The 15,553-nt window shown below is 75.6% G+C and carries 12 protein-coding genes; 3 read left to right on the top strand and 9 right to left on the bottom strand.

Going from position 1 to position 15,553, the window contains the following annotated elements:
- Positions 1 to 6: 6 nt before the first annotated feature.
- The 6 genes from ABZ806_RS14205 to cobF form a co-directional block, all read right to left on the bottom strand.
- Positions 7 to 750 (bottom strand): dienelactone hydrolase family protein, encoded by a 744-nt coding sequence (locus tag ABZ806_RS14205; RefSeq protein ID WP_500217597.1) that lies wholly within the window; start codon positions 748 to 750, stop codon positions 7 to 9.
- Between the two features lie 69 nt (positions 751 to 819).
- Entirely contained in the window at positions 820 to 1,656 is an 837-nt protein-coding gene (locus ABZ806_RS14210; protein ID WP_500217599.1) for an undecaprenyl-diphosphate phosphatase, read from the bottom strand.
- 159 nt (positions 1,657 to 1,815) lie between these two features.
- Positions 1,816 to 5,145: a serine hydrolase gene (locus tag ABZ806_RS14215; protein WP_500217601.1), complete on the bottom strand. Its 3,330-nt coding sequence runs from the start codon at positions 5,143 to 5,145 to the stop codon at positions 1,816 to 1,818.
- The gene (locus tag ABZ806_RS14220; RefSeq protein WP_500217603.1) at positions 5,142 to 6,263 is read right to left on the bottom strand and encodes a 5-methyltetrahydropteroyltriglutamate--homocysteine S-methyltransferase; all 1,122 of its coding nucleotides are present in this window, start codon (positions 6,261 to 6,263) and stop codon (positions 5,142 to 5,144) included. The genes ABZ806_RS14215 and ABZ806_RS14220 overlap by 4 nt, the downstream gene beginning before the upstream one ends.
- A 257-nt stretch (positions 6,264 to 6,520) precedes the next feature.
- The gene (locus tag ABZ806_RS14225; RefSeq protein ID WP_500217605.1) at positions 6,521 to 8,752 is read right to left on the bottom strand and encodes a hypothetical protein; all 2,232 of its coding nucleotides are present in this window, start codon (positions 8,750 to 8,752) and stop codon (positions 6,521 to 6,523) included.
- A gap of 109 nt (positions 8,753 to 8,861) precedes the next feature.
- A complete protein-coding gene (cobF, locus tag ABZ806_RS14230) occupies positions 8,862 to 9,611 on the bottom strand; it encodes a precorrin-6A synthase (deacetylating) (protein ID WP_500217607.1) in 750 nt (249 codons plus the stop codon).
- Between the two features lie 53 nt (positions 9,612 to 9,664).
- Here cobF and cbiE point away from each other — a divergent pair, with 53 nt between their 5' ends.
- From cbiE to ABZ806_RS14245, 3 genes are read left to right on the top strand one after another with little or no spacing between them, the layout of a single operon-like run.
- On the top strand, positions 9,665 to 10,882 hold the full coding sequence (cbiE, locus tag ABZ806_RS14235) for a precorrin-6y C5,15-methyltransferase (decarboxylating) subunit CbiE (RefSeq protein WP_500217609.1): 1,218 nt from the start codon (positions 9,665 to 9,667) through the stop codon (positions 10,880 to 10,882).
- Positions 10,879 to 11,634 carry a precorrin-4 C(11)-methyltransferase gene (gene cobM / locus ABZ806_RS14240; RefSeq protein ID WP_500217611.1) on the top strand — a complete coding sequence of 252 codons (756 nt, stop codon included), beginning with the start codon at positions 10,879 to 10,881 and terminating at the stop codon, positions 11,632 to 11,634. Before cbiE ends, cobM begins: the two co-directional genes overlap by 4 nt.
- Complete coding sequence (locus ABZ806_RS14245; protein WP_500217613.1) at positions 11,619 to 12,353, top strand: cobalt-precorrin-6A reductase; 735 nt, start codon at positions 11,619 to 11,621, stop codon at positions 12,351 to 12,353. Before cobM ends, ABZ806_RS14245 begins: the two co-directional genes overlap by 16 nt.
- On the opposite strand, the gene ABZ806_RS14250 is transcribed toward ABZ806_RS14245, so the two are convergent.
- From ABZ806_RS14250 to ABZ806_RS14260, 3 genes are read right to left on the bottom strand one after another with little or no spacing between them, the layout of a single operon-like run.
- Positions 12,344 to 13,831 carry a precorrin-2 C(20)-methyltransferase gene (locus tag ABZ806_RS14250; protein WP_500217615.1) on the bottom strand — a complete coding sequence of 496 codons (1,488 nt, stop codon included), beginning with the start codon at positions 13,829 to 13,831 and terminating at the stop codon, positions 12,344 to 12,346. The genes ABZ806_RS14245 and ABZ806_RS14250 overlap by 10 nt on opposite strands.
- Positions 13,831 to 14,451 carry a precorrin-8X methylmutase gene (locus tag ABZ806_RS14255; RefSeq protein ID WP_500217617.1) on the bottom strand — a complete coding sequence of 207 codons (621 nt, stop codon included), beginning with the start codon at positions 14,449 to 14,451 and terminating at the stop codon, positions 13,831 to 13,833. Before ABZ806_RS14255 ends, ABZ806_RS14250 begins: the two co-directional genes overlap by 1 nt.
- Entirely contained in the window at positions 14,448 to 15,539 is a 1,092-nt protein-coding gene (locus ABZ806_RS14260; RefSeq protein ID WP_500217619.1) for a ferredoxin-like domain-containing protein, read from the bottom strand. Before ABZ806_RS14260 ends, ABZ806_RS14255 begins: the two co-directional genes overlap by 4 nt.
- Positions 15,540 to 15,553: the final 14 nt, after the last annotated feature.

Raw genomic sequence — 15,553 nt, forward strand, 5'->3', positions numbered from 1 at the left:
CTCCTCTCAGGCGCTCAGGTGGCGGCCGTAGAACGCGAAGATCTTCGCCCAGCCGTCCTTGGCGGCGGCGGGCCGGAACGAGGGCCGTTCGACGGCGAAGAACGCGTGCCCGGCGCCGGGGTAGCTGTGGAACTCGTGCTCCTTGCCGAGCCCGGTGAGCTCCGCGTCGAGCGCGGCGACCTCGTCCGGTGCGGGGAACTTGTCGTCCTCGCCGAACAGGCCCAGCAGCGGGCACGACAGGTCCGGCGCCATGGACAGCAGCGGCGTCATCTTCAGCGGCGAGTCGGCGGGCGGGGCGTTCACCACGAACGCGCCGTAGCAGTCGACGGCGGCGTCGAGGTCGAGGGAGCAGGCGGCGAGGAACGCGTGCCGGCCGCCCGAGCAGTGGCCGATCACGCCGATCCTCCCGTTGGCGTGCTCCAGCGCGTTCAGGTGCGCGGCGGCTCCGGCGACGTCGCCGACGAGCTGCTCGTCCGGCACGCCGCCCTTGGCGCGGACGGCGGCGGCCTGGTCGTCGGGGGCGGCGCCCGCGCCCTCCCGCGAGTACAGGTTCGGCACGATCGCGGCGTACCCGTGCGCGGCGAACGTGCGGGCGAACTCCCGCGTGCCGGAGTCGTATCCCGGCAGGTGATGGATCACCACCACGCCGCCGCGCGGGGCGTCGCCGAGCGGCCTGGCGAGGTACGCCTCAAGCCCGGCGTCCCCGTGCCCGGTGATGGTGACGGTTCCGGCCCACATCGCGTCGTTCATCGATCGTCAGGGCTCCGTTCCTCGTCGCAGGTGTGGACCGTGACAGTCTTCCCCATCCCCGGTGATCTTTCAGGCGTTCAGCGTCCCGGCGCCGAGCAGCCCGAACAGCAGCAGGCCGACGATGACCCGGTAGACCACGAAGGAGGTGAAGCTGTGCCGCGCCACGAACCGCAGCAGCCAGGCGATGGACGCGTAGGCGACAGCGAACGACACGGCGGTGCCGACGGCCAGCGGCAGCGCGTCCACCCCGGAGCCGAGCGCGGTGGGCAGTTCGTAGAGGCCCGCGCCGGTCAGCGCGGGGATGCCGAGGAAGAACGACAGCCGGGTCGCGGCGACCCGGTCCAGGCCCAGCATCAGCCCGACCGACATCGTCGCGCCGGACCGGGAGAAGCCGGGGAACAGCATCGCGAGGATCTGCGACGACCCGATCAGCATCGCGTCGGCGAAGGACGTGTCGTCCTCGCCGCGCTTGTGCCGGCCGAGCCGGTCGGCGAGCCACATCACGACGCTGCCGGCGAGCAGCGACCCGGCGACCACCCACAGCGAGGCGAGCGGGCCCTCGATGAGGTCCTTGGCGGCGACGCCGACGATGACGACGGGGACGGTCGCGAAGATGACCCACCAGGCGAACTTGTAGTCGTGGTGGTACCGCTCGGACGGGTCGGCGATCCCGCGCCCCCACGCGGTGACGATCCGGAGGATGTCCCGGAAGAAGTACACGAGGACGGCCGCGATCGCGCCGACCTGGATGACGGCGGTGAACCCGACGACGGCGCTGTCGTCCACCGGGATGCCCATCAGGCCCTCGGTGATCTTCAGATGGCCGGTCGAGGACACCGGGAGGAACTCGGTCAGGCCCTCCACGATCCCGAGGACGACGGCCTGCCCCACATTGATCACGCTCACCGGCCCGGTTCCCCTCCCGCCCCGTCCCCGTCGCCGCCCTGCGCGGGGTCCGCCGCGAGCCTACTGCCGGCCGCGGAGCGCGATCCCTGCTCAGGGAGATACTTCACCCATCATTAACCGAAAGGTCAGACTCCGGTCGCGGGGCGCGCCGACGCCCGTTCAGCCGGTCTTCGGGGTGGCGCGCAGGCCGTAGTGCAGGTAGCGCTCGCCGGTCGGGAGGGCGTAGAAGGTCACGGGCATCCAGTTGTCCGTGCCGGGGTCCCGGACGGCGAACACGTCCTCCTGGATCGCCGCCATCGGGTGCTCGGTCACCGTGTCGGGCAGCAGCGAGGCCAGCGGGCCGGTCCGCGTCACCCGCAGGACGGGCCCGTCCTCGCCGCGCAGCACCTCCAGCCGCGAGCCGGCCCGCTCGTAGGTGCCGAGGTGCGGCTCGATGTCCGCGGCGACGGGCCCGGCGGGCGGCCGCGGCGGGGGCCGCATGGCGACGCCGGCGAGGTCGGCGAAGACCTCCCGGTACAGGTCCTCGTACAGCCCGTCGGTGTCGCCGCCGTTGGTGAGCAGGACGACGGCGAGGCCCGCGTCCGGCAGCAACTGCAGGTAGGCGTTCTGCCCGATCGTCGAGCCGCCGTGCCCGATGAGCCGCCGCCCGTCCCAGGCGTCCCGGATCCAGCCGAGCCCCCACGAGTCGCCGAGCGTGCGGGTGTCCGGCAGTTCGGCGTGCTGGGCGGCCATGGCGGCGGCGCCCTCCTCGCTCAGCAGCCGCGCCCCGCCGGGCGCGCGCCCGCCGGTCAGGTGCAGGCGCGCGAAGGCGAGCACGTCCGCGGCGGACGCGCCGATCAGCCCGGCGGGGCCGATGGACCTCGGCAGCTGCCACACCGGGGCGCGCAGCGGCGCGGACCCGTCGGGGCTCACGTGGCCGACGGCGGCGCGGTGCAGCAGCGCCTCCTCGGGCAGCGTGATCGTGCGCCGCAGGCCGAGCGGCTCGAACAGCCGCTCCCGCATGGCCGCGTCCCAGCTCGTGCCGGTCAGCCTCTCGATCACCCGCCCGGCCAGCGAGAACCCGGCGTTGCAGTACGACCAGGTCGCGCCCAGCGGATGGTTCTGCGGCACGTCCGCGAGGACGGCCGTGTACTTCTCCAGGCAGTCGTCGCCGCGCCCGGTGTCGGTGAACACGTCGCCGTCGATGCCGCTGGTGTGGGTCAGCAGATGCCGCATGGTCACGCTCTTGGCGGCCTCGCGGTCGGCCAGCCGCAGCTCGGGCAGCACCTCGATGACCGGCGCGTCGAGGTCGAGGAGGCTCTCCTCCACGAGCTGCATCACGACGGTCGCCGTCCATACCTTGGTGATCGACCCGATCTGGAACACCGAGTCGGTCGTGGTCTCCACGCCGGTGTCCTTGTTCAGGACGCCGCAGGCGGCCTCGGCGACCTCGTCCTCGTGGCCGTCCCGCAGCCGCAGGATGCCGAGGGACGCGCCGGGCACGCGGTGCCGCGCGGCGAGCTCGGCGAGCCGGCGCCCCCAGTGCCCGGCGTCGACGGGCGCGCGGTGCGGCCCTCCGCGCCCGCGGCCGGCGTACCGCTCGGCCCACTCCACGACGCGGCGGTTGTAGTCGATCCGGTGCGACGGCCGGCCGTCCAGGAGGAACATGTGCGAGGCGCCCGGGTAGAGCACCAGCCGGGCCGGGACGTTCCGCTCGCGCAGCGCGGTGTGCCACTGCTGGGCCTGGCCGGCGGGGCAGGCGCGGTCGTCCGCGCCGTGCAGGATCAGCGTCGGCGCGGTCACCCGGTCCACGCGCGTCAGCGGCGACATCGCCGCGTACCGGTCCGGGCGCGTCCAGAACGGGCCGCCCAGCTCGAACTCGCTCAGGTCGTGGCCCGCGTGCGCGGCGCCGCCGAAGCTCGTGAGGTCGGCGACGACGCCGCCCGCGATCGCCGCCTTGAAGCGGCCGTCCCGGCCGGTGAGGTAGCAGGTCATGAACCCGCCGTAGCTGTAGCCGGTGACGGCGAGCCGGTCCGGGTCGGCGAGGCCGGCGGCGACCAGGGCGTCGATCGGCTCCAGCAGGTCCGCGGCGTCGGCCGTGCCCCACGCGCCCTCGACCGCCCGCCAGAACCGCTCGCCGTAGCCGTCGCTGCCGCGCGGGTTGACCAGCAGCACCGTCCAGCCGGCCGCGGCCAGCTCCTGGTGGTAGAGGTGCACGTCGTCGGCGGCGCCGTTCCACGCGTTGTGCGGCCCGCCGTGCACGTCGAGCAGGAGGGGCTGCGGGCCGGACGCGTCCGGGTCGCGGACGAGCCAGCCGTGCACGACCGTGCCGTCGGAGATCGTGAACTCGCGCTCCCGCCGGACGAACGGGACGGTACCGGCCAGTTCGGCGCCGTGCTCGGTGAGCACGGTCTCCGCCCCGGTGGCGAGGTCGACGGCGATGACCTCACCGAACGACGCGGGCGTGGCGAGGACGATCACGGCCGTGCCCCCGGCGACCGACATGGCGGACACGACACGCCCCGCGCCGCCGACCACCGGACGCGGCTCGCCGCCGTCCGCGGGCACCGAGTAGACGTGCGTGCAGCCGCGGTCGCGGACGCAGAAGAACACGGTGCGGCCGTCGCCGCCGAACTGGGGCACCGCGCCCGGGTAGCCCGTGTGGCCGGTCATGACGTTGCGGTCCAGCGGGGCGGACAGGTTCGCGGCCGTCCCGCCGCCGAGCGGCACCCGCAGCAGCCCGGTGTGCCCCACCGGCGCGCCGGTCGTGCCCGCGACCAGCAGCGACCGTCCGTCCGGCGCCCAGGCGACCGTGCCGCCGGCCCCCTCCGGAAGGCCCGCGACCTCGGGGGACGCGCCCTCCCGGGCGGCGTCGACGACGTGTACCGGGGCGCGGAGCGTCAGGTCGGCGTCGGGGGCCGTGGCGGCGGTGAACGCCAGCCTCGCCCCGTCCGGCGACCAGCACGGGTCGCCGGCGTGCCAGTCCCCGGAGGTGACCTGCCTGCACCGTCCGGTCGCGACATCGACCACGTGCAGGTGCCGCCGCACGGAACCGACGAGCCCGAGGCCGTCGGCCTGGTAGTCGAGCCGCTCGGCCACGAGCGGGCCCTCGGCCTCATCGGCCGGTCCCGCGGGGGCGGTGAACGCGATCGCCGAGCCGTCCGGGCTCCACACCGGGGCGCCCGCGCCGCGCGGCAGACCGGTGAGCGGTTCGGGCTCGCCGCCGTCGGCCGGGAGCAGCCACACCTGGGGCGGGCCGTCCTGGGCGCGCAGGAACGCGACCCGCGTCCCGTCCGGGGACCAGGCGGGCGCCGTGTCGGCCGGGCCGCGGGTCAGCCGCCGGGGCCGCCCGCCGGGGACGTCCACCCGCCAGAGCGCCCGCGCGTTCCGGTCCGCGGCGGTGTCGCAGGTGCGCAGCACGTAGACGGCCCGCGTGCCGGCGGGGGACAGGGCGGGCTGCTCGGGGATGCCGATGGCGGCCAGGTCGCCGATGCGCGGGTGCCGCCTCAACCCCAGATCTCCTGCGCGGTCTCGGCGATGAGGCGCAGCTTCGCCGCCTGCTCCCCGGCGGTCAGCACGTTGCCCTCGACCGTCGAGGAGAACCCGCACTGCGGCGACAGGCAGATCTGCTCCAGCGGCACGAACCGCGACGCCTCGTCGACGCGGCGCTTCAGATCGTCCTTGGACTCCAGTTCGCCGCGCTTGGTGGTGACCAGCCCGAGCACGACCATCTTGCCCGGCGGGACGAACCGCAGCGGCTCGAAGCCCCCGGACCTGGCGTCGTCGTACTCCAGGAAGAACCCGTTCACGTCCAGCTCGCCGAACAGCGCCTCGGCGACGAAGTCGTAGCCGCCCTCGGCCGTCCAGGACGAGCGGAAGTTGCCCCGGCACATGTGCGTGGTGACGTTCATGCCCTCCGGCCGCCCGGCCACCGCGGCGTTGATCTGCTTGATGTAGCGCAGGTGCAGGTGCTCGGCGTCGTCGCCCCGCTCGCTGATCATGGCGCGCTGCGCCGGGTCGTTGAGGTAGGCGAGGCTGGTGTCGTCCAGTTGCAGGTACCGGCAGCCCATCTCGCCGAGCCGCCGCACCTGCTCGGCGTAGGCGGCGGCGAGGTCGGACCAGAACTCCTCGATGTCGGGGTAGACCTCCGGGTCGATCGAGGCCGGGCCGCCCCGGTAGTGGACCATGTTCGGCGACGGGATCGTCAGCTTCGGCGTCACCCCGTCCCCGACCGCGTTCCGCAGGAACGCGAAATCGTCGGCGAAGATCGTCTCGTCCAGCCGGACCCGGTCGTGCACCCGCAGCGCCGCCGTGCTGAACTCGATGTCGCCCGACGGGTTGTGGAACCGCACCTTGATCTTGTCGTCGGCCGGGCTGATGCCGCCGAGCCGGTAGATGAAGTCCATGTGCCACGACGTGCGGCGGAACTCCCCGTCGGTCGCCGACCGCAGCCCCGCCTCGCGCTGCACGGCGACCGCGTCGCGGATGGCGGCGTCCTCGGCGGCGGCGAGCGCGGCGCCGTCGATGCGGCCCTTCGCGTGGTCGTCGCGGGCGGCCAGCAGCGCGGGCGGGCGTAGCAGGCTGCCGACATGGTCGGCGCGGAACGGCGGCTCGGTGCGCAGGGACATGACTTGCTCCTTAGGCGGAAGCGACACGCTTCTGCCAATCTAGGCAGGTCCGTGGCAACGATCAACGATTGGTCCGTCATGCCGTACCTCCTGGCGCGCAGCGGGGCCGCCGGCAGGTGGTGAGATGCGGCCCGTTGCCCGCCCGGCCCGCGGTCCGGCCGACCCAGAGGATCCGGGGCCGCCCGTCGCGCCCGACAGCAGCCACCAGATCCGCGTCGCCGGAGCGCTCTCCTGTGCGGGGCGGTCCGGGGGCGACGTCACCGGCCGGCACCTCCGGCGCAGCGGGCGCGCCTACAAGTGGTCAGGTGCAGTTCGCCGGGGGAATCGTCGTCGGAGCCGTCGGCCCACAGCACCCGTGGGCGGCCGTCGCGTCCGACGGCGAGGTCCAGGGGGCCGGGCACGCCGGTGTAGCCGGCGATGCGGGTCTTGTCGCGGTGCGTGCAGGCGGAGCCGTGGCAGGCGAGGACGGTCACGGACGTGTTGGTGAGGTCGTGGACGGCGATGAGCGGGCGTCCGTCCGGGGCGAGCGTCAAGGCGGGCGCCTGCTGGGCGAGTCCGGGCGGGCCGAGGACGGTGGTGTCGGCGGACGCGCAGTCCGGGGTGCGGCAGCGCAGCAGCGTGGCCGCGCCGGTGAGCACGTCCCGGTAGGTCATGATCGGCCGGTCGTCGGCGGGGACGGCGACCTCGACGGCGTCGGGGTCCAGGACGTGCAGGCGCCTCGTCAGCCGGTCGGCTGCCTCGAAGCGCTGCTCCTCCTGGATGCTCGGGCGGTTCCGCGCGCCGAAGCGCGTGGTCCGCGGCCGGTCGCAGCCGGCGTTGTCGCAGCTCACCACGGTCAGTGCTCCGTCGAGGCCGTCCTGCACCGCGATCACCGGACGCCCGGACCGCCCGGTCGCGATCGCGACCGGCTTGTCGAACCCACTGGAGATGTACGGCGGGCGGAGGGTGGCGAGGACTTCCGGGCGGCCGCAGGGGAGACGGGCGCAGCGCACGATGCGCAGGACCCGGTCGTCCACTCCGTCCCCCAGGGGCGGGATGGCGGCCGCGACGATCCGCGAGCCGGCGGTGGTGATGCCGAGAGCGGCGCCGTTGATCTCGGACGAGCCGGCCTTGGCGACCCGTACCGTGCCGGGGGCGGACGAGAGGGACGGGCATCCGCCCGGTGTGCAGCGGACGAGCCGGAGCAGGAGGGGCAGGGTGTCGGGCACCTTCTCGGGCGCCTCGCCCAGGGAGCCGGTGTCGTACTGCCACGCCCCCACGACGACCGCGCCACCGGGCAGTGTCGCCGCCTCCACCCGGTTTCCGGAGCGCGGGACGCGGCCGACCTCGCGGCTGGTGCGGCAGGTCCGGTCGCCGCAGGCCAGTAGGGAGAATCCGTCGGCGAGGTGCGGGGTGAGCACCATCGGGGCGGAGCCGTCCGGGAGCAGGACGACGTTGCGGCCGTTCTGGTTCCCGACGACGCGGTCGGAGACGACCGTCAGGCCGTACGGGTCGGTGCGCAGCAGGGTCCAGTGAAGGAGGGCGGGTGACGCGATCGCCAGCACCGCGAGCACGGCCGCGACGCGGGGCCGGGTACGGCGGTCAACCGTGGGGAGTCTCCGCGCGGCGGCGTCGAGGTCGAGCGGACAGCGGCGCTTCCGCCAGACGTTCACGTCTGGGTACCAGTGGTCGAGGGTCACGACCGCCAGGACCGTCCCCTGGAGCAGGACGACCAGCGCTCCCGCGGTGAGGACGGCCACCCGGCCGGCGATCGCGAAGGCCTCGTCGTCCAGCGGCAGGGCGAGCGCCGATACCCCGGCGGCGACCGCGCCGGGTAACAGCAGCACGCCCCCGAGCACGAACCAGGACCAGCGGGCCCGGCGGTGGCGGGTCAGCGTCCAGGCCCGGTCCATCGCCCGCACCGGCCCGGCGCCCTCCAGGACGACCAGGGGTACCGCCAGCACCGACCAGCAGCTGACGACCCCGGCCACCGCGGACGCGAAGACCCCGACCCACGGCTCGCCGGTGAGCAGCAGCGTGCCGCCGCCGGCCGCCGGGACGGCCAGCAGCGCGCCGCCGATCAGCGGCACGGACGCCGCCAGCGCGGGCGCCCGCCGCGCCACTGCCCCGGCCGCGGACCGCGCGGTGACGGGCCGGTCCAGCAGCCGGCCCGCCGCGATGAGGACGACGGCGGCGACCGCCGCGACGTGGGCCGCCGACAGCGCGAGCACGGCCGCGCACGCGTAGCCGACGCTGCGCGGCGCCAGTTCACGGGGGTGGATCTCGCCGTTGACGATGATGCCGTCGTCCCCGATGACCAGGACGCCGGCCACCACGAGCGCGAACTGGAGGGCGGCGGTGCAGGCGAGCACCGGCAGTGCGGCACCCGCCACCCCGCCCCCGCACAGCAGGCGGACGGTGCGCCACAGGACGGACGGCAACCCGCGCGCGACGACGGGCTGCGCCTGGGTGGCGGCGACGCCGGTGCGTTCTTCCGCCTGCTCCGTCACGGTCCCTCCGGTGCGCCGCGTCTCGGAGTCGACATCCTCGCCTACTGGCGGGCAGAAGGCGTGTAAACGGGACGGATCCGGGCTTCCGTCGTCCGCTTCCGGACGCGGGTCAGCCGCGGGGGTCGCGGCGCAGGAGGTAGGTGTCCATGATCCAGCCCTTGCGGGCGCGGGCCTCGGCGCGGACGGCGCGGATCTCGTCGGCGACCTCCGCGACGGGGCCGGACACGAGGATCTCGTCGGGCGTGCCGAGGTAGGCGCCCCAGTAGATGTGGAAGTCGTCGCCGGCGCCGGCGAACGCGCAGTGCGCGTCCAGCATGACGAGGACATCGTCGGCGGTGGCGCCCTCGGCGGCGAGGCGGCGACCCGTCGTGAGGTGGACGGGGCGCCCCACCCGGGTGAGCCCGATCCGGTGCCGGGCCGTCAGCGCGGACACGCTGCTGATGCCGGGGATCACCTCGTACTCGAACTCGGCGTCCACCTCCTCCAGCGCGGCGAGGGTGCTGTCGTAGATCCCGGGGTCGCCCCAGACGAGGAGCGCGCCGGTCTGGCCGTCCGCCAACTCGCCGGTGACGAACGACGCGTAGAGGCGGGCACGGCGGGACCGCCAGTCCTCGACGGCGGCGGTGTAGGCGGGGCCGTCGGCGGTGCGGTCGCGTTCGGGGTCGCGGGCCTCGACGACCCGGTACGGCTCGCGGCCGTGCGCGGCGATGAGGTCGTGCCGCAGCCCGGCGAGGTCGTGCTTGGCCTCGCCCTTGTCGACGAGGAGGAACACGTCTGCCGCGGCGATGGCCTTGGCCGCCTGGAACGTCAGGTGGTCGGGGTCGCCCGCGCCGATACCGATGATCAAAAGCCGCTTCACCTGGCCAAGTGTGCCAGTTATAGACTTGGCGCCGCATTTCGTGAAGGAGGCCGGTGGACGCACGTTCGATCACCGTCGTGGGCATCGGCGCGGACGGCTGGGACGGGCTCCCCGAGCCCTCGCGCGCGGCGCTGCGGGAGGCGGACGTGCTGCTCGGCGGCGCCCGGCAGCTCGACCTGGTCCCGGCGGGCGGGGCCGAGCGGGTCGCCTGGCCGTCCCCGCTCCTGCCCGCGCTTCCCGGGCTGATCGGCCGGTACGCGGGACGCGCCGTCGCCGTCCTCGCGAGCGGCGACCCCATGTTCTACGGGATCGGCTCCACCCTCGCGGACCTGGTCGGCGCGCGGCGGCTGCGGGTGCTGCCGCATCCGTCGTCGGTGTCGCTGGCGTGCGCCCGGCTCGGCTGGCCGCTCGACCGGGTCGACGTGGTCAGCATGGTCGGCCGTCCGGCGGAGACGCTGAACGCGGTCGTCGCGCCGGGCCGCCGCGTCCTGGTCCTCGGCGCGGGACGCGAGGCGCCGGCGGTCGTCGCGGCGCTGCTCACCGGGCGCGGCTTCGGCCCCAGCCGGATGACCGTCCTGTGCGACCTGGGCGCGGAGAACGAGACGGCGGCGCCGGGCGTCGCGTCCCACTGGACGGACCCGGCCGCGTCGGCGCTCGCCGTCGTCGCCGTCGAGTGCGTGCCCGGCCCGGACGCGGTGCCGCTGCCCCGCGTCGCCGGGCTCCCCGACGGCAGCTACGAGCACGACGGGCAGATCACCAAGAGCGAGGTCCGGGCGGTGACGCTGTCCCGCCTCGGCCCGCTGCCCGGCGAGCTGCTGTGGGACGTCGGCGCCGGGTCGGGCAGCATCGCGATCGAGTGGGCGCGGGCGCATCCGTCCTGCGCGGCGGTCGCGGTCGAGAGCCGTTCCGACCGGGCCGAGCGGATCGGCCGCAACGCGAAGGCACTCGGCGTGCCCGGCGTCCGCGTCGTGGCGGGCCGCGCTCCGCAGGCGCTGGACGGCCTCCCGCAGCCCGACGCCGTCTTCGTCGGCGGCGGCCTCACCGCCCCCGGCCTGCTGGAACGCTGCTGGGACGCCCTCCAGCCCGGCGGGCGCCTCGTCGCCAACGCCGTCACCCTGGAATCGGAGGCCGCGCTGGCCGGGTTCCGCCGCACTCACGGCGGCGAACTGGTCCGACTCCACGTCGAGCGCGCCGCGCCGCTGGGCGGGTTCACCGGCTGGCGGCCCGCGATGCCCGTCACCGTCTGGGCGGCACGGAAGGAGACATCGTGACCGTGTACTTCGTCGGCGCCGGCCCGGGCGCCGCCGACCTCATCACCGTGCGCGGTCTGCGTGTGCTGGAGTCGGCGCCGGTGTGCCTGTACGCGGGGTCGCTGGTGCCGCGCGAGCTGCTGGACGCGTGCCCGCCCGGCTCCCGCCTCGTCGACACCGCGGACATGACCCTGGACGCGATCGTCGCCGACCTGACCGCCGCGCACCGCGACGGCCTGGACGTCGCGCGGCTGCACTCGGGCGACCCGTCGGTGTTCAGCGCGGTCGCCGAGCAGATGCGGCGGCTCGACGCGGCCGGCGTGCCGTACGAGGTCGTCCCCGGCGTCCCGGCGTTCGCGGCGGCGGCGGCCTCGCTCGGACGGGAGCTGACCGTCCCCGGCGTCGGCCAGACCGTCATCCTGACCCGCACCGCCGTGCGCGCCACCCCGATGCCGGACGGCGAGGACCTCGCCACCCTCGGCGCGAGCGGCGCCACGATGGTGCTGCACCTAGCCGTCCAGCGCATCGACGAGGTGGCGGCCGAACTGGTGCCGCACTACGGCGCGGACTGCCCGGTCGCGGTCGTCGCCCGCGCCAGCCGCCCCGATGAGGTGATCCTGCGCGGCACCCTGTCCGACATCGCGGACCTCGTCCGCGCGGCCGGGATCAAGCGCACGGCCGTGATCGTCGTCGGCCGCGTCCTCACGGCGTCGGCGTTCCCCGACAGCCACCTCTACAGCGCCGGCCGGGACCGGACGTGCGGCGCGTCCTGATCCTCGGCGGGACGGCGGAGGCCCGCGCGCTCGCCGCCCGCCTCACGGTCCGCCACACGGGCGTGCACGTCGTCTCGTCCCTCGCCGGACGCGTCACCGACCCGCGCCTGCCGGTCGGGGAGGTGCACATCGGCGGGTTCGGCGGCGCCGGCGGCCTCGCGGCCTGGCTCCGCGGCAACCGGATCGACCGGCTCGTGGACGCCACGCACCCGTTCGCCGAGCGGATGAGCGCGTCGGCCGCGCACGCCTCGCGGCTGACCGGCGTCCCCCTGCTCGCGCTGCGCCGCCCCGGCTGGGACGCGGAGGACGGTGACGACTGGCGCCGCGTCCGGTCCCTGCCCGAGGCCGCCGGAGCACTGCCGGACGGCGCCCGCGTGTTCCTCACCACCGGCCGCCGCAGCATCCCGGTGTTCGCCGTCCGGACCGGCGCGTGGTTCCTCGCCCGGTCGGTCGACCCGCCGGAGCCGCCCGTCCCGCCCAACGTCGAGGTGCTGCTCGCGCGCGGCCCCTACACCGTGGACGGGGAACGCGCGCTGATCCGCGAGCACTGCCTGGACGTGCTCGTCACCAAGGACAGCGGCGGCGCGATGACCCGCGCGAAGCTCACCGCCGCCCGCGACGCGGGCCTGCCGGTCATCATGGTGGACCGCCCGCCGCATCCGGACGGCGTCCAGGCGACGGACGACGTGGCGGCCGCCGCCGCCTGGGCTCAGGGATAGCGGCGCGGCGTGTAGACGGCGTTCTTGTCGGTCACCCGCGTGGTGGACGACCCCACGATCACGAGGCAGCGCATATCGACCTGCTCCGGATCGAGCTTGCCGAGCGTCGTGACCGTCACCTCCTCCTCGGGACCGCCGACGTCGCGCCCGATGACCACCGGCGTCTCGGGGGAGCGGTGCTTCAGCAGCAGGTCGCGCGCCGCCGGAAGCTGGTGCCTCCGCCGGCTCGACGACGGGTTGTAGAGGGCCAGCACCAGGTCGGCCGCGGCGGCGGCCGCGAGCCGCCGCGCGATCACGTCCCACGGCTTGAGGATGTCCGACAGCGACAGGACGCAGAAGTCGTGCCCGAGCGGCGCCCCGGCCCGCGACGCGACGGCCTGGGCCGCCGTCAGACCCGGCACGACCCGCACCGGGACGTCCGCGAACTCGTCCTCGGCGGCGGCCTCCAGCACGGCCGCCGCCATCGCGAACACGCCCGGGTCGCCGGACGACACGACCGCGACGCGCGCCCCGTCCCGGGCGAGCGCCAGCGCGTGCCGGGCCCGGTCGGCCTCCACCCGGTTCCCGGACGCGTGCCGCCGCTGCCGCGGGTTCGGCGGTACCCGGTCGAGGTAGGGGCCGTACCCGACGAGGTCGGTCGCGGACGCCAGCGCGTCCTGCGCCTCGGGAGTGAGCCACGGCCGCCCGGCGGGCCCGAGCCCGACCACCGACACCCCGCCGGCACCCGCCGGCCGCGACGGGGGAGGCGCCTCGAACGACCGCCCCGCCGGGCTCGTCAGCAGGGCGAGCGACATGTACGGAACGTCGGCCGGATCCACCTCCGCCAGCGGCGCGACCCGCTGCCGGTCGGTGGCGGCCCGCTCCACATACCAGGCGTCGCCCAGCCGTCCCGCGTCCTGGAAAGCCCGCCTGACCTTGGTGAACGTCCGGCCGAGTTTCAGCACGGCCGCCGCGTCGGCGCCGCGCAGCCGCTCGGCCAGCTCGGCGCCGGGCAGCGTGCCGGGCAGCACGGTCAGCGTCTCCTCCCGCTCCACCAGCGGGCGCCCGGCCGCCGCCGACGCCGCGCTCAGCGACGTCACACCCGGCACCACCTCGGTCGGGTAGTGCGGCGCGAGCCGCTTGTGCAGATGCATGTAGGACCCGTAGAACAGCGGGTCGCCCTCGCTCAGCACCACCACGGTCCGGCCCGCGTCGAGATGCGCGGCGAGCCGGGCGGCGCAGTCGGCGTAGAAGTCGTCCAGTGCCCCCTGGTAGCCGCCCGGATGGCCGGTCGTCTCGGTCGTCACCGGGTAGACGAGCTGCTCCTCGACCTGGCCGTCCCGCAGGTACGGCGCGGCGACCGACCGGGCGATGCTGCGCCCGTGCCGCGCGGAGTGGTAGGCGACCACGTCGGCGCCGCCGATCAGCCGCGCCGCCTTCACCGTGACCAGTTCCGGATCGCCGGGCCCGACGCCCACGCCGAACAGCCGTCCCGCCATCATTCCGCCTCACCGGCGATGGCGTTGACCGCCGCCGCCGTCATCGCGCTGCCGCCGCGCCGCCCGCGCACCACCAGGTGGTCGAGACCGCTCGCGGCCAGGGCCTGCTTGGACTCGGCCGCGCCGATGAACCCGACCGGGATCCCGAGCACCGCCGCCGGGCGCCCCGCGCCCTCCGCGACCAGCTCCAGCAGCCGGAACAGCGCGGTCGGCGCGTTGCCGATCGCGACGACCGCGCCGCCGAGGCGGTCGCGCCACAGCTCCAGCGCCGCCGCGCTCCGCGTGGTGCCGAGCCGCGCCGCCAGTCCGGGCACGCCCGGATCGCCCAGCGTGCACACGACCTCGTTGCCGGCGGGCAGCCGCGCCCGCGTGACCCCGGACGCGACCATCCGCGCGTCGCACAGGACCGGCGCGCCGTCCAGCAGCGCCGTCCGCGCCCGCGCCACGACCCCCGGCGACCACCCCAGGTCGCCGGGGAGGTCGGTCATCCCGCACGCGTGGATCATCCGGACGGCGACCCGCGCCACGTCGTCCGGCAGGCCCGACAGGTCGGCCTCCGCACGGATCGTCGCGAACGACCGCCGGTAGATCTCGGCGCCGTCCCGGACATAGTCGATCACCGCTGCTCCTCCGCCATCCTCAGTTCGACCGGGCCGCGGGGCATCCCGCAGCGCCGCTCGCACCCCGCCCAGTGGACGGCTGCCTCCGGGGCGCGCCGCAGCCCGCCGGCCCACCGCCGCGCCTCGCCCTGCACATCTCCGCGCGACTTCGCGCACCCGGGGCTGCCCGTGCACGCCGACACCCCGACCCATGGCGACGCCGGATCGACGGCGAACCCCGCCGCGCCGAGCCGCGCCGCGACCCGTCCGGCCCCGTCCGGGCTCAGGTCGCGCAGCACGGCACTCCGCCACGGCGTCACCCGCACCTCGTCCGCTACGTGGGCGAGCGCCTCCGCCTGCGCTCCGGACAACCGTCCGAGGGGCGGTACGGCCTCCAGCGCGACGAGCCCGTCCCGCTGCTCGATGACCCCGGCGTACGGGCGGCGGGGGCCGGGACGGGCACCGGCCTCTTCGCGATCGGTCCCGAGCCGTTCCGCGACCAGCCGCGCCCCGTCCGGAACCTCCGCGAGCCGCCACGCGTCCTCCCGGACGTCGAGAAACGCCTCCGCCGCCGCGACCATCAGCGGCACCGCGCCATCGCGGAGCGGCAGCCGTGTCCCGGCGAGGTGGAGTCCGGCCGGGGTGCAGGTCAGGTCGGCCTCCATCGCGAGCATGTCGCCGGTGCCGTCGTCGAAGGCGAACAGGAAGCGGCCCGGCAGCCCCGCCAGCCGGGGACGCGCGCACAGCGCCCGGTCGAGGGCCGTGACCAGCGGATCCGTCGCCAGAGCGCCGTGCTCGCCGCGGCCGCCGAGCGGGGACGCGACGATGTTGCGGACCCGCTCGTGGGACGGCGACGGCAGCAGCCCGGCCGTTCCCAGCCGCTCCGCGAGCGCCGCCGGATCGCGGACGCCGCGCAGCTGGAGATTGCCCCGGGAGGTGAGCTCGATCACGTCCCGGCCCAGCTCCCGGGCGGCGGCGCCGAGCACCCGGAGTTGCGCGGACGAGACCGCGCCGCCCGGCACGCGGACGCGCGCCAGCGGCCCGTCGGCGGCGTCGTGGGTGCGCAGCGCGCCGGGGCAGGCGTCGGCACGGAGTCTGGCATTCGGCACGGGGAGGATGTTAA

Source organism: Spirillospora sp. NPDC047418, from assembly GCF_040643275.1.
Classification (GTDB): domain Bacteria; phylum Actinomycetota; class Actinomycetes; order Streptosporangiales; family Streptosporangiaceae; genus Spirillospora.

What these genes read in the sequence shown, in the direction of transcription:
- ABZ806_RS14205 (WP_500217597.1), bottom strand. Translation starts at nt 750, where the DNA reads ATGAACGACGCGATGTGGGCCGGAACCGTCACCATCACCGGGCACGGG.
- ABZ806_RS14220 (WP_500217603.1), bottom strand. Translation starts at nt 6,263, where the DNA reads ATGTCCCTGCGCACCGAGCCGCCGTTCCGCGCCGACCATGTCGGCAGC.
- ABZ806_RS14250 (WP_500217615.1), bottom strand. Translation starts at nt 13,831, where the DNA reads ATGGCGGGACGGCTGTTCGGCGTGGGCGTCGGGCCCGGCGATCCGGAA.